At 67.2% G+C, this 18,935-nt stretch carries 19 protein-coding genes; 9 read left to right on the top strand and 10 right to left on the bottom strand.

Translation table 11 applies throughout. From position 1 onward, the window contains the following. Nucleotides 1–24 precede the first annotated feature (24 nt). From ACV095_RS17855 to ACV095_RS17840, 4 genes are read left to right on the top strand one after another with little or no spacing between them, the layout of a single operon-like run. Entirely contained in the window at nt 25–438 is a 414-nt protein-coding gene (locus ACV095_RS17855) for an MmcQ/YjbR family DNA-binding protein (RefSeq protein WP_018771843.1), read from the top strand. Next, nucleotides 431–973, top strand: a complete 543-nt coding sequence (locus tag ACV095_RS17850; RefSeq protein ID WP_478222404.1) for a DUF1990 family protein — start codon at nt 431–433, stop codon at nt 971–973. Before ACV095_RS17855 ends, ACV095_RS17850 begins: the two co-directional genes overlap by 8 nt. Continuing rightward, nucleotides 970–1,290: a putative quinol monooxygenase gene (locus ACV095_RS17845; RefSeq protein ID WP_018771845.1), complete on the top strand. Its 321-nt coding sequence runs from the start codon at nt 970–972 to the stop codon at nt 1,288–1,290. Before ACV095_RS17850 ends, ACV095_RS17845 begins: the two co-directional genes overlap by 4 nt. A 14-nt stretch (nt 1,291–1,304) precedes the next feature. Next, nucleotides 1,305–1,598, top strand: a complete 294-nt coding sequence (locus ACV095_RS17840) for a DUF503 domain-containing protein (protein ID WP_018771846.1) — start codon at nt 1,305–1,307, stop codon at nt 1,596–1,598. Between the two features lie 73 nt (nt 1,599–1,671). Here the strand turns inward: ACV095_RS17840 and purL are convergent, their stop codons facing one another. Genes purL through purS form a run of 3 tightly spaced genes read right to left on the bottom strand, consistent with a single transcriptional unit; the run spans nt 1,672 to nt 5,004 of the window. Next, nucleotides 1,672–3,981 (bottom strand): phosphoribosylformylglycinamidine synthase subunit PurL, encoded by a 2,310-nt coding sequence (purL, locus tag ACV095_RS17835; protein ID WP_478222403.1) that lies wholly within the window; start codon nt 3,979–3,981, stop codon nt 1,672–1,674. Further along, nucleotides 3,978–4,751, bottom strand: a complete 774-nt coding sequence (gene purQ, locus ACV095_RS17830) for a phosphoribosylformylglycinamidine synthase subunit PurQ (protein WP_018771848.1) — start codon at nt 4,749–4,751, stop codon at nt 3,978–3,980. The genes purL and purQ overlap by 4 nt, the downstream gene beginning before the upstream one ends. A gap of 1 nt (nt 4,752) precedes the next feature. Next, nucleotides 4,753–5,004 carry a phosphoribosylformylglycinamidine synthase subunit PurS gene (purS, locus tag ACV095_RS17825; protein WP_015935902.1) on the bottom strand — a complete coding sequence of 84 codons (252 nt, stop codon included), beginning with the start codon at nt 5,002–5,004 and terminating at the stop codon, nt 4,753–4,755. Between the two features lie 269 nt (nt 5,005–5,273). Between purS and ACV095_RS17820 the strand changes: the two genes are divergently transcribed. Both ACV095_RS17820 and ACV095_RS17815 read left to right on the top strand, forming a co-directional pair. Further along, complete coding sequence (locus tag ACV095_RS17820; RefSeq protein WP_018771849.1) at nt 5,274–5,459, top strand: hypothetical protein; 186 nt, start codon at nt 5,274–5,276, stop codon at nt 5,457–5,459. A gap of 261 nt (nt 5,460–5,720) precedes the next feature. Further along, nucleotides 5,721–8,852, top strand: coding sequence for a S8 family serine peptidase (locus ACV095_RS17815; RefSeq protein WP_442781104.1), 3,132 nt, complete (start codon nt 5,721–5,723; stop codon nt 8,850–8,852). Nucleotides 8,853–8,944: 92 nt separating this feature from the next. Here ACV095_RS17815 and ACV095_RS17810 read toward each other — a convergent pair whose 3' ends face one another. From ACV095_RS17810 to ACV095_RS17795, 4 genes are all read right to left on the bottom strand, one after another. Continuing rightward, the gene (locus ACV095_RS17810; protein WP_134165167.1) at nt 8,945–9,277 is read right to left on the bottom strand and encodes a subtilase-type protease inhibitor; all 333 of its coding nucleotides are present in this window, start codon (nt 9,275–9,277) and stop codon (nt 8,945–8,947) included. Next, the gene (locus ACV095_RS17805; protein ID WP_478222402.1) at nt 9,274–10,206 is read right to left on the bottom strand and encodes a 3-methyladenine DNA glycosylase; all 933 of its coding nucleotides are present in this window, start codon (nt 10,204–10,206) and stop codon (nt 9,274–9,276) included. Before ACV095_RS17805 ends, ACV095_RS17810 begins: the two co-directional genes overlap by 4 nt. Beyond that, the gene (locus ACV095_RS17800) at nt 10,184–10,747 is read right to left on the bottom strand and encodes an SSI family serine proteinase inhibitor (RefSeq protein ID WP_018771853.1); all 564 of its coding nucleotides are present in this window, start codon (nt 10,745–10,747) and stop codon (nt 10,184–10,186) included. Before ACV095_RS17800 ends, ACV095_RS17805 begins: the two co-directional genes overlap by 23 nt. Nucleotides 10,748–10,825: 78 nt before the next feature. Beyond that, on the bottom strand, nt 10,826–11,314 hold the full coding sequence (locus ACV095_RS17795; protein WP_018771854.1) for a MarR family winged helix-turn-helix transcriptional regulator: 489 nt from the start codon (nt 11,312–11,314) through the stop codon (nt 10,826–10,828). A gap of 77 nt (nt 11,315–11,391) precedes the next feature. On the opposite strand from ACV095_RS17795, the gene ACV095_RS17790 reads away from it, so the two are divergent. Beyond that, nucleotides 11,392–11,634 carry a hypothetical protein gene (locus ACV095_RS17790; protein ID WP_018771855.1) on the top strand — a complete coding sequence of 81 codons (243 nt, stop codon included), beginning with the start codon at nt 11,392–11,394 and terminating at the stop codon, nt 11,632–11,634. A 118-nt stretch (nt 11,635–11,752) separates the two neighbouring features. Further along, entirely contained in the window at nt 11,753–11,968 is a 216-nt protein-coding gene (locus tag ACV095_RS17785) for a hypothetical protein (protein WP_018771856.1), read from the top strand. A gap of 84 nt (nt 11,969–12,052) precedes the next feature. Here the strand turns inward: ACV095_RS17785 and ACV095_RS17780 are convergent, their stop codons facing one another. Next, nucleotides 12,053–13,411: an aspartate kinase gene (locus ACV095_RS17780; RefSeq protein ID WP_018771857.1), complete on the bottom strand. Its 1,359-nt coding sequence runs from the start codon at nt 13,409–13,411 to the stop codon at nt 12,053–12,055. Nucleotides 13,412–13,655: 244 nt separating this feature from the next. Here ACV095_RS17780 and ACV095_RS17775 point away from each other — a divergent pair, with 244 nt between their 5' ends. Next, nucleotides 13,656–14,789, top strand: a complete 1,134-nt coding sequence (locus ACV095_RS17775) for a hypothetical protein (RefSeq protein WP_478222401.1) — start codon at nt 13,656–13,658, stop codon at nt 14,787–14,789. A gap of 33 nt (nt 14,790–14,822) precedes the next feature. Here the strand turns inward: ACV095_RS17775 and recR are convergent, their stop codons facing one another. Together recR and ACV095_RS17765 are read right to left on the bottom strand one after the other, a co-directional pair. After that, nucleotides 14,823–15,422, bottom strand: a complete 600-nt coding sequence (recR, locus tag ACV095_RS17770) for a recombination mediator RecR (protein WP_018771859.1) — start codon at nt 15,420–15,422, stop codon at nt 14,823–14,825. A 92-nt stretch (nt 15,423–15,514) separates the two neighbouring features. Beyond that, nucleotides 15,515–18,928 (bottom strand): DNA polymerase III subunit gamma and tau, encoded by a 3,414-nt coding sequence (locus ACV095_RS17765; RefSeq protein ID WP_478223474.1) that lies wholly within the window; start codon nt 18,926–18,928, stop codon nt 15,515–15,517. Nucleotides 18,929–18,935: the final 7 nt, after the last annotated feature.

Genomic DNA, 18,935 nt, shown 5'->3' with positions numbered 1-18,935 from the left:
AGGTCTGCTTTATAGGCTTCCGTTATGGACCCAAGTGCGCTGCGGAAGATCTGCCTTTCGTTTCCCGGAGCCTATGAGGATTTTCCGTTCGGACCGGAGACTTCGGTCTTCAAGGTCCGTGCCGGGACTGCCGGGGGAGCGCGGCACGAGGCTAAACTGTTTGCCCTGTCGTCCATGGACGAACGCGATTTCTACGTGAACTTGAAGTGCGAGCCGGCCCTGGCCGTGCAGCTGCGCGCGGTACACCCGGCAATCACCGGGGCGTGGCACATGAACAAGACCCACTGGAATGGTGTGCGCATCGACGGGTCGCTGCCGGACGGGATGATCCGGGACATGGTGGAGGACTCCTACGACCTTGTGGTGTCAGGCTTGAGCCGGAAGCAGCAGGATCAACTGGGGTGGGCACGCCTCGAAAGGGCAGGCGGCGATGATTGACGCGGGAAGACTCGGCTATCCGGGAATTGGCGGCACGGAGCACGGCGTCGCGCCAGTGGGGTACGACCGCGTCCTTGAGGAAGCCCGCCTGGGTACCGGCCTTGGCGTCTACCGGCGCGTGGCGGACGGCATCCTGGGCTGGGAACTGCAGCGGAGGGCTGGCCTCACGGTGCGGGCAGACTCGCCAAGGGCGGTGCCCGGGGCACACGTGGTGAGCGGTTTCGGCGTCGGGCCCTTCCGCCTGCCCGCGCCCTGCCAGGTGGTGTGGGCGCGGGAGCCGGCACCGGACGGTGTTCCCCAATCCGCCGGGTTTGGTTACGGGACGCTGCCCGGCCACCCCGCCCGTGGCGAGGAATCCTTCGAGGTGGAGATCAACAGCCACGGAGAGGTGTGGCTGCGGATCCGTGCTTTCAGCAGGCCTGCCAACTGGTTCTACGCCGCCGGTGGCCTGGTCACCCGCGCGGCACAGCGCTACGTTACTTCCCGGTACATTGAAGGGGCACGCACCCTCGCCGCGGAAGGAACATCCCTGTGATCTTTATCGTCGTCAAGTTCAAGGTCAAGCCCGATTGGTCCGGGCGCTGGCTCGATCTGGTGGCAGACTTCACCCGGGCTACCCGGGAGGAGCCGGGCAACCTGTGGTTCGACTGGTCCCGAAGTGTGGACGATCCCAACGAGTTCGTCCTGGTGGAAGCGTTCAAGGACGACGCCGCGGGAGACCATGTCAACAGCGGGCACTTCAAGAAGGCCATGGCCGACATGCCCCAGGCACTCGCCGAAACACCCAGGATCATCAGCCGCCAGCTGGACGGCGAAGGCTGGGACCTGATGGGTGAGCTCACCATCGAGTAAAGACAGGGGCGGCCATGTGGATCGGCTGGATCGAGTTCGACATCCTCCTTGGGGACGTGCAGAGCCTGAAGGAAAAGCGCTCCGTCGTCAGGCCGCTCCTTGCCGAGCTCAAACGCCGCTTCGAGGTGTCAGTCGCCGAAGTCGGGGACCATGCCCAGTACCGGCGCTCGCAGGTCGGCGTTGGCCTGGTGGCAGCTGACCGGGCCCATCTCGTGGAGGTGCTGGCCGCCGTCGAACGTTTTGTGGCAGCCCGGCCGGAGTTCGAGCTGCTCAGTGCACGGCAGCGGGAGCTGCACAGCGAGGACTGAGCCGGTCCTTAAATGCGGACGGACACCCAAAGCCTCTCTATGGGCTTGAGTGTCCGTCCGCGTTCTGTGGGGCCTAGCCGAAGTACTTCGGCAGGGTCCCTTCGTGGGCTTCGCGGAGCGCGTCCAGGGACAGGCCCTCCACGCCGTTGATCTCCAGCTTGCCGCTGGCCGCGTCCACCACGCCGATGCGGGTGTGGGTGAAGCCGCGGGCGGTGCACATGTCCGTAAAGCGGACTTCCTCGGAGCGGGGGACGCCCACAACGGCACGGCCCTGGGACTCGGAGAACAGGGCCGTGAACAGGTCCACGCCGTCCCGGTCCATGACGTCCTGCAGCGCGATCCGGGCACCCACGCCGTAGCGCAGCGAGGACTCCACCAGCGCAGCCGCGAGGCCGCCTTCGGAGAGGTCGTGGGCGGAGTCGATCATGCCGTCGCGGGACGCGTTGATCAGGATCTCGCCCAGCGCGCGCTCGGCCTCGAGGTCCACCTTCGGTGGCTGGCCGCCCAGGTGTCCGCGCATGTTGGCCCATTCGGAACCGTCCAGCTCGGCGCCCGTGGTGCCCAGCAGGTAGATCGCCTGGCCATCCTCACGCCAGCCCGACGGCGTGCGGCGCGCAACGTCGTCGAGCTTGCCCAGGACCGCCACCACCGGGGAGGGGTGGATGGGCGTGGTGCCGGTCTGGTTGTAGAGCGAGACGTTGCCGCCGGTGACAGGGATGCCCAGCACCATGCAGGCGTCGGAGAGGCCGCGGATGGCCTCGGCGAGCTGCCACATCACATCCGGGTCCTCGGGGGAGCCGAAGTTCAGGCAGTCGCTGACGGCCATGGGGACGGCGCCTGCGGTGGCTACGTTGCGGTAGGCCTCGGCCAGTGCCAGCTGCGCGCCGTGGTACGGGTCCAGGTAGGTGTAGCGGCCGTTGGCGTCGGTGGCCAGGGCAACGCCCAGGCCGGTTTCCTCGTCCACGCGCACCACGCCGGCGTCGTCGGGGAATGCCATGGAGGTGTTGCCGCCCACGTAGCGGTCGTACTGGTTGGTGATCCAGGACTTGGAGCACATGTTCGGTGACGCCACCAGTTCGGTGACGGCCTTTGCCAGCTCCGCGGGGGCGGCCGGGCGACCGGCGTCCTGCACGGAACCGGTGAAGGTGTCCGCCTGCACGGCATCCTGCCACTCGGGACGGGCATACGGGCGGTCATAAACCGGGCCGTCGTGCGCCACGGTGCGGGGATCGACGTCGACAATCACCTCGCCTTCCCAGGTGATGATCAGGCGGCCGGTATCGGTCACCTCGCCCAGCCAGGAGTACTCCACGGCCCACTTGTCCATCACGGCCTCGAACGCTTCCACGTTCTCCGGGGTGACAACGGCCATCATGCGTTCCTGGGACTCGGACATCAGGATCTCGCCCGGGGTCAGCGTGGGGTCGCGCAGCAGGACGGAGGTCAGCTCGACCTGCATGCCGCCGTCGCCATTGGAAGCCAGCTCGGACGTGGCGCAGGAGATGCCTGCGGCGCCAAGGTCCTGGATGCCTTCCACCAGCGAGCCCTTGAAGAGCTCCAGGCAGCACTCGATGAGGACCTTCTCGGCGAACGGGTCGCCCACCTGGACGGCGGGGCGCTTGGAGGGCTTGGTGTCGTCGAACGACTCGGAGGCCAGCACCGAGGCGCCGCCGATGCCGTCGCCGCCGGTGCGCGCACCGAACAGGACCACCTTGTTGCCCTTGCCGGAGGCGTTGGCCAGGCGGATGTCCTCGTGCCGCATGACGCCCACTGCCAGGGCGTTGACCAGCGGGTTGCCCTGGTACACGGAGTCGAACACCATCTCGCCGCCGATGTTTGGCAGGCCCAGGGAGTTGCCGTAACCACCGATGCCCGCAACGGCACCATGCATGACGCGGGCGGTGTCCGGGTGGTCGATTGCGCCGAAGCGCAGCGGGTCCATGACGGCCACGGGGCGGGCGCCCATGGAGATGATGTCGCGGACAATGCCGCCGATGCCGGTGGCCGCGCCCTGGTAGGGCTCAACGAACGACGGCGAGTTGTGCGATTCGATCTTGAAGGTCACGGCCCAGCCGTCCCCCAGGTTGGTCACGCCGGCGTTTTCGCCGATGCCCACCAGCATGTCCTTCTTCATTTCCTCGGTGACCTTCTGGCCGAACTGGCGCAGATGGTTCTTGGAGGACTTGTAGGAGCAGTGCTCGCTCCACATGACGGAGTACATGGCCAGTTCGGCGCCCGTGGGGCGGCGGCCCAGGACCTTGACGATCTCGTCGAACTCGTTCCGCTTCAGGCCGAGTTCGGCCCAGGGAAGTTCGGTGTCCGGGGTCTTGGCCGCGTTCTCGACGGTGTCGATGTTGAACTTCTTGGTCGTTTCCGTGGTCACTTGTCGCCTCCCACAATCTTGTTCAGGACGGAGGTGAAGAAGCCCAGGCCGTCGGTGTCGGAACCGCCGATGCCGTCCAGCGATTCGGGCCCGAAGCCCGGCTCCACGGCGTGTTCGGGGTGCGGCATGAGGCCCACCACGTTGCCGGCGGCATTGGAGATGCCGGCGATGTCGCGGCGGGAGCCGTTCGGGTTGAAGCCCACATAGCGGAAGACAACGCGGCCCTCAGCCTCAAGGGCGTCCAGGGTCTTCTCGTCCGCGATGTACTGGCCATCCTGGTTCTTGAGCGGGATGGTGATCTCCTGGCCCGCCTGGTAGTCCAGGGTCCACGCAGTGTTGCTGTTCTCGACACGCAGCACCTGGTCGCGGCAGAGGAACTTCAGGTGGTCGTTCTTGATCATCGATCCGGGCAGCAGGTGCGACTCGGTGAGGATCTGGAAGCCGTTGCAGATGCCGAGGACCGGCAGCTTGGCATCGGAGTTGGCGGCGTCGATGATTTTGGACATCAACGGCGCGAAGCGGGCAATGGCGCCGGCGCGGAGGTAGTCGCCGTAAGAGAAGCCGCCGGGGATGACCACGGCATCCACGTCGCCGAGCTGGCTGTCGCCATGCCAAAGTTCGACGGCGGTGCCGCCCGCAAGGCGCACGGCGCGGGCGGCGTCGCGGTCATCAAGGGTGCCGGGGAAGGTAACGACGCCGATGCGGGCGCCGGCGAGGCGCGGCTCCGCCGCGACTGCGACGGCTTCGCCGATCAGGGGGAGTTCAGTCATGTCAGGCCTCGACGACCTCGACGTTGACGACATCTTCGATCACGGGGTTGGACAGGAGGGTCTCGGCGGCGTCGCGGGCCTGGGCCAGGATTTCCTCGGTCACCTCGCCGTCGACCGTCAGTTCGAAACGCTTGCCCTGGCGGACAGAGCTGAAGCTGGTGAAGCCCAGCCGGGGGAGAGCGCCGACGATCGCCTTCCCCTGCGGGTCCAGAATCTCGGGCTTGGGCATGACGTCAACAACGATCCGGGGCATCCGGCAACTCCTGTGCGTGAGCTTGGGTAAGGGCGCAGCGGAGTGGTGCCGTCTCACGCCGTACCGGGGTTGGGGGGACTGTTGGTCACCTGCGTTGGTTCACCATGAGGTCGGGCGCTCCGCGAGCTTGCCTTACCATTCTACCGGGCCGGGCGCACCCCTTTGCATCCGGCCTCCTGGGCAGCCGGGCGGCGGGGAATGAACCGGGGACGGGGGCGCCCCTGGGCGGGGTTATGGAGTTGCCGGAGGGCGTTCACTAGAGTTGCTGAATGGGAGAAAATTCGAAGTCCGTGCTGTTGCCGATGGTCGCCGCGGCCGTGTTCGCCGGCCTGGGCAGGATGGTGTTTCAAAAAGTGAAGGCGGACCGTCTGGCCCGGGAGACGCGGGTAGCCGGTCCTGTGGATGAAAAAACCAGGCAATGGATCAGTGACGTGGTGCGCACTCCCCGCCAGTAGTTTCGCCTGCGGTCTCTCGTTTGCCAGGGCGTCCTTCGGGGCGCCCTTTTCCATGCCTGTTTCCGGGTCCTGCGGGCCAACGCCCCACCCCGTATGACAAGCGGAAAATTCTCGAATGTGCCCTATGTCATATCGTGCTCTCAGTCTGTACTCTGTGAACAGTCTGGTCTCAGCAAATTACAAAACCTGTAATTCCCTCTGCAGTTCCAGTCGTTCGGGCTGCCCACCAAGGCTGGGCGGTACATCGTGAAAGGGTTGCACGTGAAATCAACTGGAAAGAGCCCCTCGCGGGCTGGGGGCCTCCGGAAAGCGGCCGCACTGGCCGTCGGGTTGCCCCTTCTCCTTAGCTCCATGGCCGTGGGTCCCGCGTCGGCGGCACCCGGCGGCCAAGGTACGGAAAATGCCTCCTCCACTGCGAAGGACAGCCAATTCAAGGACGGCCGGTACATCGTGGTGCTGGCCGGCCCGGCTGCCGCGGCGTACGAAGGGGGAGTTGCCGGACTGGGAGCCACCAAGCCCCAGCAGGGCAGGAAGCTCGACGCCGGCAGCCCCAACTACAAGGCCTACGACGCCCACCTTCGCAACCAGCAGCGTGAAGTCGCAGCGGCGCAGGGTGTCAGCCCCGCAAAGCAGTACACCGCAGCACTGAACGGGTTCACTGCCGAGCTGACCGCAACGCAGGCGGCAGCCTTGTCCAAGGACAACCGCGTCCTGGTGGTTTCACCCGATGTCGAAAACAAGCCTGACTACACCACCACCGACTTCCTCAAGCTCACCGGCCCGGACGGCGCATGGGCCCAACAGTTCGGCGGCCAGGCAAACGCCGGCAAGGGCGTTGTGGTGGGTGTCATCGACTCGGGGTACGCACCGGACAACCCCTTCCTGCAGGGCGAACCCGTGAAGCCACTGCAGGGTGACCCGCAGGTGGGCGTCCCGTACCGCACCGGCGATGGCAGGATTGCCATGCTCAAAGCGGACGGCACCACCTTCGAAGGGGAATGCCAAAAAGGCGAGGGCACCGGGGCCGGGTTTGACGGCTCGCTCTGCAATACCAAGGTCATCGGCGCCCGATACTTCGCCGATTCCTTCCTGCAGTACGTGGCGCCGGGAAACCGTGCCCCGGAAGAGCAGATTTCCCCGGTGGACGTTGGCAGCCACGGCACCCACACCGCCACCACGGCGGCGGGCAATGCCAATGTCGAGCAGGTGATCGATGGAACCAGCTTCGGCAAGAGCTCGGGAGTGGCCCCCGCAGCCAAAGTCTCGGTGTACAAAGTCTGCTGGGAGGACACCAACCCGGACACGGGCGGCTGCTACTCCTCGGCGTCGGTCGAGGCCGTGGACGCAGCCATCAAGGACGGCGTCGATGTCCTGAACTACTCCATATCGGGCAATAACAACAGCACCACCGATCCCGTGGCGCTGGCGTTCCTGAACGCGGCTTCCGCAGGTGTCTTCGTTTCGGCTTCGGCAGGCAACTCCGGCCCTGCGGCCTCCACCGTGAACCATGCCTCACCGTGGCTGACCACCGTGGCTGCTTCCACCTTCCCCAGCGACCTGCTGGGAACGGTCAAGGTGTCCGACGGTTCCCTGTACCGCGGAGCGTCCATTATGAAGTCGGAAGTGGCGGACAAGCCCGTTGTCCTTGCCGCGGCCGCCGCGGCCGCGGGTGCGGCAAACCCGAACCTCTGCGGCCCGGGGACCCTTGACGGCTCCAAGGTGGCCGGCAAGGTTGTGGTCTGCGACCGCGGCGTGGTGGACCGCACCGCCAAGAGCCAGGAGGTCCTGGACAAGGGCGGCGTGGGCATGATCCTGGTGAACCTCACCAGCAGCTCGGAGGACGCAGACAACCACGTTGTTCCAACTGTCCACGTCAATGCCCCCAAGAGCCTGGAGCTGAAGTCCAAGCTGGAAGCCAATCCGGCGCTGACCGTCAGCCTGGTCAAGGGCGACCTGACCGGTCTGCCACCAGCCGCGGCACCCCAAATCGCGGGCTTCTCGTCCCGCGGGCCCACCCTGGCATCCGGCGGCGACCTGCTCAAGCCGGACATCTCCGCCCCGGGCGTCAACGTCCTGGCCGGTGTCTCCACGATCGGTAACGACGGCGACCAGTTCGGGTTCATGTCCGGCACCTCCATGGCCGCACCGCACATCGCCGGTTTCGGTGCCCTGGTCCTGGGCAAGCAGCCGAAGTGGACCCCGGCAATGGTTAAGTCCGCCATGATGACCACCGCCTACCCTCTGGTCAATGCCGACGGTTCGCCCAACACCGACCCCTTCCAGGGCGGCGCCGGCCACATCGATTCCACCCGCGTCCTTGATCCCGGGCTGGTCTACGACTCCGGGATCCAGGACTGGCTCGGCTTCCTGAACGGGCAGGGCGTTGACACCGGAGCGCCGCAGGCCGGCAGCATTGCCGCCCGCGACCTCAACCTGCCCTCCATCGCGCTGGGCAGCCTGGTGGGCGAAGTCCAGGTGAAGCGCAAGCTGACCGCCCTGGTCCCGGGCATGTACCACCCCGAGGTGAACATGCCGGGCTTCAACGTCAACGTCGAACCCAAGGCGCTGAACTTCGCCAGGGCCGGCCAGACCCGTGAAGTCACCGTCACCATCCGGAACGTCAGCGGACCGGTTGGCAAGTTCAGCACTGGAAGCCTCACTTGGAAGGGCCCGCGGACGGTTACGTCCCCTATTGCCATCCGTCCTGTTGATGCCCAGATTGCCCCGTCGTTCTCCTTCAGCTCGGCCACGGGCACCGGCAGCGGCACGATGGAGCTCGTATCCGGCTCCGACAACCCCATCGCCGTCGGCGTGGAGGGCCTGGCACCACTGAGCCAGACCGCCATCACCAAGACCCCGGGCGAGTACGCGGCCACGAATGACGCGCACAACGCCCTGCTCCAGGTGAAGGTGCCGGCCGGTGCCTCGTTTGCGCGGCTGGGCATCCAGGCACAGTCGAACGACGTCGACTGGGACATGGTGGTCTACGCACCGAGCGCGTCGGGCGGGTTGACGGCCACCCAGGTGGCCACTGCCTCGGCCAGTGAATTCCTGGACCTGGAGTCGCCGCGGGCGGGCACCTACTATGTGGTGGCCAACCTTTACGCCACGCCGGACAATGGGCCGGCCACCGCGTCCGTCCAGGCTGTGACCTTCGCCGGTGACGCGGGCAACCTCACGGTGAACCCGAACCCCATCGTGGCGCCGAACGGAACCGCCACCTCGGCGACCCTGAGCTGGACCGGACTCCAGGAGGGCTCCTACCTCTCCCGGCTGAGCCTTGGCAGCAACGGCATCAAAACCTGGGTGAACGTGCAGGTGGGACAGGGCGCTGCCCCCGCCCCGGCCGGCGCTCCCCGGCTTGACCTGGCCCAGGCGGTACCCGCAACCTGATCCGGAAGGCATGGGGGGAGGTCCCGGGCGGCTATCAGGCCGCCCGGGACCTTTTTTCGTTCCTGCCGGCGGGAAGGCCAGGCAGCGGAAGGCTAAGTGGCTGTGCCGCCCAGTAAAGGTGCCATGGCCTTCCAGCGGGCGATCTCGCAGCCGTCGGTGCGGGTAAAGGTCGAGTTGACGTGGCGCCCATGGAAAGTTCCGGTGACCGTGGCAACCTGCGGGCCGCCGTACTGCTGGGTGCACAGCTTGGGAGGACCAGGTTTGGGGAAGAAGATGCCTTCACCGAACCGCTCCACGGCGGCGAGGGCTGCTCCAGGTCGGGGCAGCGTGGTCCCGGCTGCGGGGGCGCCATCCGTGGCTACCAGCCGGAACACATGCTCCGGCGCATCGGGGGCCTCGCGGATTCGGATGGTCAGGTCGATCAATGCGGCGCTCCGTCCGACACGGCCCCGATTTCCGCGGCGAGCCGTTCCCGCAGGGCCCCCGCTTCCGTGGCGAAGGCACGCTGGTGCTCGACATAGGCGGCCTTGCCCTGCGGCGTCTCGATGGGGATGGCCGGATAGCCCCAGCCAGCCAGATCGTACGGGGAAGCCTGCATATCCATGGCCCGGATCCGCCAGGACAGTTCAAAGCAGTCCATGACCAGTTCACTGGACAGCGCAGGCAGCAGCTTGTACGCCCACTTGTAAAGGTCCATGTTGGCGTGCAGGCAGCCCGGCTGTTCCATGTGGCGCTGCGTGTCCCGGCTGGGGGAGTGTTCGTTGAGCGGGATGGCGTCGGGGGTATAGAAGCGGAACGCATCGAAATGGGTGCAGCGGATCCTGTTCTCCTCCACCACCCGGTCGGTGCCGGCCGCTCCCAGCCGCAGCTGCAGATACTCATGCCGGAGGTCGAATTTGTCCTGGCGGTACACCATGGCCCACTCGTGGAGGCCGAAACAGCCGAACTGTGCCGGCCTGGCCGCCGTCCCCCGGAGGATGATGCCGGCAAAGGCCACGGCATCCTTGCGGTCGGCCAGGAAGGCGCGCCGATCGAAGGTGGCCGCGGTGCTTCCCGCGGCCAGCCCAAGGGAGGCGAGCTCGCCGTCGTCGAGCATCCTGTAATGCTTCCACCCCAGCCGCGTGGCTGCCTGGGCGCCGGTAAGGACCGCTCCGGCGCCGGGGTGCCAGCGCTTCAGCTGGCCCGGCTTCTGCGTGTAATAGGTGAAGAGAAAATCCTCCACCGGGTGTTTTTGGCCAGCGGACCGTCGGGCCAGGTAGGGATCGGCGTAGCGGCACACGCGCTGCAGGTGGGCTTCTTCCCTCGCCTGGGCGTTGTCTGCCGCCAGGAGCTTAAGAGGCTCCACCGGCGGCACCCAGCACGTCCTTGGCAGCGTCCCACGCACTGATTTCGCATCCGTTGGTCCGGGCAAAGGAGGAGTCCACGGCAACACCGTCAACCATGCCCGTCACGGTTGCCTTCTGGGGGCCGCCGTACTGCTGGGTACAGGGTTGGGAAGTTCCCGGGGCCGCCGGGGACAGGATGGCCGGGTTGGCTTTCAGCGCTGCGCAGGCCGCGGCAGCGTTGGGGTGGCTGCTTTCCGCGGCAGGGGTGCCGGCGGAACAAACCAGGGTGTAGTCGAGTTCATCCGCGCCCTGGGACGGCACCACCGTGATGGCGAGTTCAGCGTTTCCCTGCCCCGGGCCGGCACTTGGCCGCGACGTGGTGGGGGCGGGAGCCGGTACCGACGTTTCGGTGTCCGGGGAAGGAGTAGGGGAGCCTGCGGATGAGCTTCCGGCTGCGGAGGTGGAGGGCGCAGGTGAGGCGGACGTGCCATTGTCAGGAGTGCCGCTGCAACCGGTGATCAGCCCGGCGCCAACTGCCAGGACCGTGGCGAGTATGCGGAAACTACGCATCAGGCTTCCTCTCCTTGGTCTGGTTATTCTAGTCGCTTGACGCCCTGCCGACGTGCCCGGGACGGGTCCTGCCGGCACTTAACGGGACGTCGCAGCGATCAGGCCCATCATGGACGCGTGCAGTTCCGTCACCTGCTCCCGGGTCAGCCCGAGCCGCTCCATCATGGTCCCCGGTACCTTGAGCGCCTGCTGCCGCAGGGCGGCACCCTTGGCCGTGAGTTCGACGGCGAGGGCGCGCTCGTTTCCGTCCGCCCGGTGCCGCGTGAGCAGGTCCGCTGCCTCCAGCCGCCGGAGGAGCGGGGAAATGGTGGCCGGCTCCTGGGCAAGGGCCTCGCTGATGTTCCTTACTGTCCGCGGGCTGTCTTCCCACAGGCAGAGCATCACCAGGTATTGCGGATGGGTGAGGTTGAGCTTCTCGAGCACGGGTTTATAGGCCCCCACCACACTGCGGGCAGCCACCGTGAGGGCGAAGCAGAGCTGGTGCTCCAGCAGCAGGTCGTCCTCCTGCACCCCGGATGGCCCTTCTGCAGAGTGTTCTTCCGTTTGCGCTTCTGCTGCGGCGGTCATACGTCCTCCATTGTTAGTGCACTAATCATTAGTGTACATTTGTTGGAGGTGAACAGTGAGTGGAAGGAAGCCTCTTCATGGGCAGGGACAAGTCCGCAGGCAAGGGCAATGCTTCCCAGCGCTTCATGCGCGCCACAGGCAAGCTGCGGGCGGTTTTCGGTCCCGCCAGCCGCACCGCGCTGGCGCACGACATGACCGAAGAAAACCGCCGGCTGCTGGTCCAGCGCCAGGCGGAAACCCAGCAGTGGGAAACCATCACCAGGCCGGACGGCAGCACTTACGTGGTGCCACGGAACCCCGAAGACCGGTCCCTGCGCTAGCAGCCCGTTCCGCCGCGAACAGGCGCCTTTTTCCTGCCCCGGGTCTAAAATAAGGGCACTGGCTCCTGCCGGAGCCTGCTGCACTTTCGCCCGAGGTCCGGGAAGGGGGTGGAAAACAGTGGCACATGTCCTCAGCGGTTTCATGAGCCTGACTGACAGGCTGCGCTTTGTCTTTGGTCCCGCCACCCGGCTGGATGCCGATGCGCCTGTAGTGCACAAGCATGATGAGTTCGAACAGGCCTCCGAAGAGGAACTCTCGCACTTCGTGGTCGAGACCGATTCAACCGGCCACCACTACGCGGTGCGCCGCGAAGACCTGGAACGCGAAAGCTAAACCTGTCCAGGCGCACGGTAAGACCAAAAAGCCGAGCTGCCTTTCCCGTGGGAGGAGAGGCAGCCCGGCTTTTTCGTTGAGTCCTTAGCGGCCGGTGCCCCCGTAAACCGTCGCTTCGCTTTCAGTGTCCAGCCCAAACGCCTTGTGGATCACGCGGACAGCCTCATCCAGCAGGTCGGCGTGGGTCACCACGGAAATGCGGATTTCCGAGGTGGAGATCATGTTGATGTTGATGCCGGCGTCGGACAGCGCCTTGAAGAAGGTGGCGGAGACGCCCGGGTGGGAGCGCATGCCGGCACCGATCAAGGAGAGCTTGCCGATCTGCTCGTTGTATTCAATGGCCTCAAAACCGATCTGGTCCTGGGCAGCGTGAAGTGCGGCCAGGGCGTCCGCGCCTTCAACGATGGGCAGGGTGAAGGAGATGTCGGTCTTGCCCGTGCCATGGGTGGACACGTTCTGGACGATCATGTCGATGTTGGAGTGTGCATCGGCGATGACCTGGAAGATTGCGGCGGCCTTGCCGGGGATGTCGGGGACGCCGACCACGGTGACCTTCGCTTCGGAACGGTCATGCGCAACGCCGGAGATGATTGGCTGCTCCAAGGCAACTCCCTCTTGAGTGGTGATCTTGTCGTCGGCGCTGGGGATGACCCAGGTGCCTTCATGCTGGCTGAATGAGGAACGGACGTGCAGGGGGACGCCGAACCGGCGGGCGTATTCCACGCAGCGCAGGTGGAGGATCTTGGCACCCGAGGCGGCGAGCTCCAGCATCTCCTCGCTGGAAATGGTGTCGATCTTCTGTGCCGACGGGACCACGCGCGGATCGGCGGTGAAGATTCCGTCCACGTCGGTGTAGATCTCGCAGACATCCGCTTCGAGGGCAGCCGCCAGAGCCACCGCCGTCGTGTCGGAGCCGCCGCGGCCCAACGTGGTGATTTCGTTCGTGGCCCGGCTCATGCCCTGGAAGCCTGCCACGATGGCGATGTGGCCCTTGTCCAGGGCGGTGCGGATGCGGTGCGGGTCGACGTCGATAATCCGGGCCTTGCCGTGGATTCCGTCGGTGATCATGCCTGCCTGGGACCCGGTAAAGGACTGGGCGGAGGCGCCGAGCTTGTTGATGGCCATGGCCAGCAGGGCCATGGAGATGCGTTCACCGGCCGAGAGGAGCATGTCCATTTCGCGGGCGGGGGCGGAGTCGGTCACCTGGGCAGCGAGGTCCAGGAGTTCATCAGTGGTGTCACCCATGGCTGAGACGACTACGACTACCTCGTTGCCGGCTTCCTGGGCATCCACGACGCGCTTTGCCACGCGCTTGATCCCGTCGGCGTCCGCAACGGAGGACCCGCCGAATTTCTGCACGATGAGCTGTTTCGTCACCGCGCCGGCGGCGGGGGCCACCTGGGGCTGGGTTGCGTTGTGCACTTCGGCAGTGGGCGTACTCATGCGCGTACCTTCATTGGATCAATTGGAGTTCTGGGAAACCAGGCAGCCTGACGCCGGGACGGCGCGACTTTCCTCCGACAGTTTATCGCCGCGCCCGGAGCGGCGTTGAATTGTGACCACATACCGGCCACGACGGTTCCTATGGACAGGCCCGGGGTGGTGGACCACGATGGGACCAGTTACCCGGCTTCACGGGCCGTAGCCCGGACCTTGGCAGGCACAGGGCCGGGGGTCCTTTGGAGATATGGAGGATTCCGTAGTGGCCGACGACCCGCAGCCAACTGCAGGAATGCCCCAGGAGCCGCTTTTTGAGCCGATCGGCCCGGACGCGGATAAGCGCGGCGGGGAAAGCGCCAACGAGGGCCTGGATACCGACCGTTCCGGGTCTCCACGCCCGGGCTTCGCAAGGACAAGCCTGGTCAAGGGACTGGCCGACTGGCTGGTCAGCCTGACAACCATCCGGTTCTGGTTTACGGTGGCGGCCGCGGTCCTGTGCACGTGGGCTGCTGCCGGCTCCGTGGTCCTGCTTGCGCCCCTGGGCGGCGGGGCCGGTCCGGAAGTCTTTCCCCTGCTGGTCTACTCGCTGGCGTCAGCCCTGATGCCGGCGACCGCCACTTTGCCCGCTGTTGCCTGGGGCGTGCGAGCGGAGGGCAGGTTCCGCGGCGTGAGGGGGCGTACCGGAGGTTTTGCCCTGTTGGCGGTACTGCTGGCCACGGCTTTGCGGGGACTGGTGTTGGCAGCTGTTGTTCTCGGTGTACTGCTGGTGCAGGCTTGGATCGCGGGCGCTTCGGGGGCAGTGGCGGCCGTTTCTGCGGGCGTCGTCCTGGTGGAGTGCGGGGTGTTTGGTGCCATGGGCGCTGGGCTCTCCGCATGGGCTGGACGTCCGCGCCTGGCGAATGCCGCCGGCGGGTTGCTGGCCTTGGCCTTTGTGGCAGGGGCCCCGGCCGCAGCCATCGGATTGTTGCCCCTGGTCCGGGCGGAGGAACGTGTCACGGTGGCGCTGAATGTCGAACGGGCGCGCGACGGAACCCACGTGGCCTTCCGATGCTCCGAGATCGAGGCCGGCATCAGCGAGGTTTACCACACCGAGCGTCTGATGTGGCTCCCGGCGCTGAGCCCGCCCGTCCTGTTCCTGATGGCTGGGGCGGAGGCAGACCGCGCCGGCCGGGTCCTGGGATGGGTGCCCGCAGCGATTCAGGAAGCTGCGGACGGGATGCAGGTGCCATGCGTGCAGGGGCAACCGCGCAGCCGGGACGAGCCCCGGGCGCCCATGCCCGGGATGGGGCTCCTTGGCCAGGCGGCGATTGCCGGCGCCGTCGTGGCGGGAGGTTACCGCGCAGCGCGGCGCCGCGACGGGGCACGGGGTGATCCGGCCTGAAGGGCGTGCTTCGGAAAAACCGGGCGCCTGCGCTCAGCCCAGGGCGTTGCGCCGGCCCTCGAAGGCCCGGCCCAGGGTGACTTCGTCCGCATACTCCAAGTCACCGCCCACGGGCAGGCCGGAGGCAAGACGGGTGACGGCTATGCCGATCGTCTTGAGCATGCGGGCCAGGTAAGTAGCCGTTGCCTCGCCCTCAAGGTTGGGATCGGTGGCGATAATCACTTCCTGGATTTCGCCGTCGTTCAACCGTGTGAGCAGCTCGCGGATCCGCAGCTGTTCCGGTCCCACGCCGGCGATGGGATTGATGGCACCGCCCAGCACGTGGTACCTGCCGCGGAACGAACGGGTGCGCTCCACGGCCAGGACATCCTTGGATTCCTCCACCACGCAGATGATCGCGGGATCACGGCGCGGGTCGCGGCAGATGTTGCACAGTTCCTGCTCCGTGACATTGCCACAGACCGTACAAAACTTGACCCGCTCCTTGACGGTGGTGATTGCTTCCACCAGCCGCTTCATATCCTGGGGGTCGGCTTCAAGGATGTGGAACGCCAGCCGCTGTGCGGACTTGGGGCCCACCCCCGGAAGGCGTCCGAGCTCGTCGATCAGCTCCTGGACAGCACCTTCGTACACGTTTCCCTCTTTAGTTTGGTGTGGATGGCGGGTGGAACACTCAGTTGGTCATGGCTGCGGGGCTGCCCGCCGGCGGTCGACCTTGCCGGCCGTCAATAGCGTGGCGTGACCGGGCTTCCGTCCAGCGACCGCTCCTCGATCAATTTTCCGCCCAGGATGCGTTCCACGGCAGCCCGGCCGAAGACGCCGGACTCCTCGATGGTTTCATCGTCGGCGCTGGGCACGTCCTGGACATAGGCGCTGGGTGCGGACGCGGCCCTGGCCGGTGCCTTCGCCCGTCCTGCCTCAGCCTCTGGGCTGTTGGACAGCCGCTGGTAGAGGCTTTGCCGCGTTTCAGTCCGTCCGGCCACGGGTGCAGCCGCCGCCGGCTGGGGACGGGAGGGCGCAACCGCTGCCTTGGCCACCGGGGCGGCTGCCGCCGAGGCCATGGCGAATTCCGGCGCGGGAGCGGAGGCGGGGGACTGCGCCGGGTAGGATCCCGCGGCGGGCGCGCCGCGACCGGGGCCGGAGACTGCCCCCGGGGCGGAACCTGCGGTGGAACCCGTACTCGTGCCCGAACCCCATCCCGCTGCTGCGGCAGGGGCAGGGGCCGCGGCCGCGGGTGAAACGGGGATGGAGGGCGGTACCTGGGCTGTTGCAGGGGCGTAATGCGGAACGTCGGCCTGTGTTCCGATGTTATCGGGTACAGAGCCGGGTGCGGGGTTGGCACCCACGTTGCTCTTGTCTCCGACAACCCAGACGCCGGGGGCCTGTTCCACAGCCCGCGTCCAGGGATCGTGGGCCGGACCCGCATCTGTGCTGCCGGGCTGGGCAACGGTGTCCGGGGTGGAACCACTGGTTGCTGCCTCCCGGGGGCGCGCAGCGGCGTCACCGCGGGAGCCTGACGGTTCCTGGCTGCCGCCCACCTCGGGGGGTGGTGGCGTTGCCCGGTTGCCGGACGGCGTGGCGGGCACCCAGTCCATCGGGGGTTCCTCATCCAGCGGGGGAGCGTCCTCATCCCGCGGCGGGCCCCAGTCGTCGTCGGAGTAGGAGTAGTCGCCACCTGCCGACGGGTAGGGGGATTGGCCGGTGTCCGGGCCTGAGGCGCCGGCTGCTGTTCCCGGGCCCTGGGCGCCGGGACGGGAGGGCTGTGCGTCCCCGTGGCCGCGCACGCCGGCGTCGGTCACCGGATTTGCGCCTGGAGAGCCGGCCACAGCGGGAGTCCCCTCCGGTACGGCTTCCGGGCTTGCGGCAACAGCTGTGCTCCCGGAGCTTCTGCCAACAGCGGGACCCTGGGCAGGCACCGGGTTCCGGGCAGCGGCGGGGCTCTCAGGGCTTCCCCCCGCCGGAGCCGCGGGTGGGGCGGCTGTGGGAGCCTGCGCCGGCGGGACAGGCTGCGCGGGGGCAGGAGCAAGCCCCCAGGCAACGTCAGCTGAAGTGGCCGGAACCACCGGGCTGGACGGCACTTTTGGGTTTGGCTCAGAGCTCGTTTGGCTGGTGCCGCCGGAAACCGCGTTGATCTGGCAGTCGATGCCGACGGTCTTGTGGATGGCCTGGCGCAGGTTGTCCGAGTGGTCCGCCCTCCCAAAGGCGCCCGCGAGTCCCGGCGTGGTGAAGGACAAGGTCACAACGCTGCCGTCGAAGGCGCCGACCTGCGCGTTGGGCTCAACGAGGGCCCAGGTGCTGCGCTTGATTTTGGACAGTGCCTGCAGGACATCCGGCCACGCCCTGCGGAGGACCTCCACGTCACCCATGGCCGCGGGAGCCGCAGGGGCGGGCCTGGCGGGCGCCTCCTGGTGCGGCGGCGGCACCGCTGCCTGGGCGGAAGCCTGCCGGTCCTCCGGAGACCGGGATGCGGCAATGGCTGGCGTTGCTGCGTTGCTTGGCGGCGCGGCATTGGCTTGCGGTGCTGCGCTGCTGGACGGCACGGCATTGCTTTGGGGCGCTGCGTTACTTTGGGGCGCTGCCTGGCCGGTGCGTGCGGCGGCGGGGCGCTCCGGTGTCCCGAGGCGCGCCGGGTCCTCGACAGGCCAGTCATTGGTGCTTACCCGCGGCGGTGTCAGCGGGCTCCGGGGCGCGTCAGTGCCAGGCCGGGCGGGCGCGGCCTGGGCCGGAATGGACTCGGCAGCGCCGGGCCGGGTGGGTTCGGATGGCGTGGGGATGGCTTGGGCCTGTGGCTGTGGTGCCGCCTGAACGGAAGGGCCGGCCGCCACCGCTGGGTGCAGGGGGTCGGGCGAGGAGGTGCCCGGGGTGGCGGCGGCAGGTGCGGCTGCCGGCACTGCCGTTGCGGGAGCAGCCTGGGCCGCCGGAGCGGTGACGTCGTTCCCTGTGTAGTTGAGCCGCCGCTCCACCCGGTCAATGCGGGCCGCCATGCCGCGCTCATTCTGTTCCGAGCTGGGCAGCAGGATCCGGGCACACAGCAGTTCCAGGTGCAGCCGCGGGGACGTGGCTCCGGTCATTTCGGTCAGGGCCGTGTTGGTGACATCCGCGGCCCGCGAGAGTTCGGCGGCGCCAAGGTTGTGGGCCTGGTTCTGCAGGCGGGCGATCTGGTCCGCGGGCATTCCCCGAAGGATGGCGTGCGCACTTTCGGGCATGGCCTGGACAATGATCAGGTCCCGGAAGCGCTCCAGCAGGTCCTCCACGAACCGGCGGGGATCGTGCCCGGTCTGGATGACCCGGTCCACGGCGCGGAAGACTGTGGCGGCGTCGGAGGCGGCCACGGCCTCCACGACGTCGTCCAGCAGCGAGGCATGGGTGTAGCCCAGCAGTGCAACGGCGAGCTCATAGTCCAGTCCATTGGGTCCGGCGCCTGCCATGAGCTGGTCCAGGACGGAGAGCGAATCACGGACGGAGCCGCCGCCGGCGCGGATGACCAGTGACAGGACGCCGGGGGCGACGGGAACGTTTTCCTGGCGGCACAGGAGCTCAAGGTAAGCCATCAGCGGCTCGGGCGGCACCAACCGGAAGGGGTAGTGGTGGGTCCGGGAGCGGATGGTTCCGATGACCTTGTCCGGCTCCGTGGTGGCAAAGATGAACTTGATGTGTTCCGGCGGCTCTTCGACGATCTTCAGCAGGGCGTTGAACCCGGCGGAGGTGACCATGTGGGCTTCGTCGATGATGAAGATCTTGTAGCGGTCCCGCACCGGGGCGTAGGTGGCGCGCTCGCGGAGGTCCCGCGCGTCGTCAACACCGCCGTGGCTCGCCGCGTCAATCTCGATGACGTCAAGGGAACCGGAACCGCCGCGGGCCAGCTCGACGCAGCTGGGGCAGGTTCCGCAGGGGGTGTCCGTAGGGCCCTGGGCGCAGTTGAGGCAGCGTGCCAGGATGCGGGCGGACGTGGTCTTGCCGCAGCCCCTGGGGCCGGAAAAGAGGTAGGCGTGGTTGACCCGGTTTTTCCGCAAAGCCGTCATCAACGGCTCGGTGACATGCTCCTGCCCGATAACGTCAGCGAACGAGTCGGGACGGTATCTGCGGTACAGGGCGGTAGTAACTGTCACAGAGAAAACCCTACCAATCCGGGCCGACATCATGCCG

The sequence above is a fragment of the Arthrobacter sp. JDC6 genome (assembly GCF_056484025.1).
This window is presented reverse-complemented; position numbering and strand designations above follow the sequence as displayed.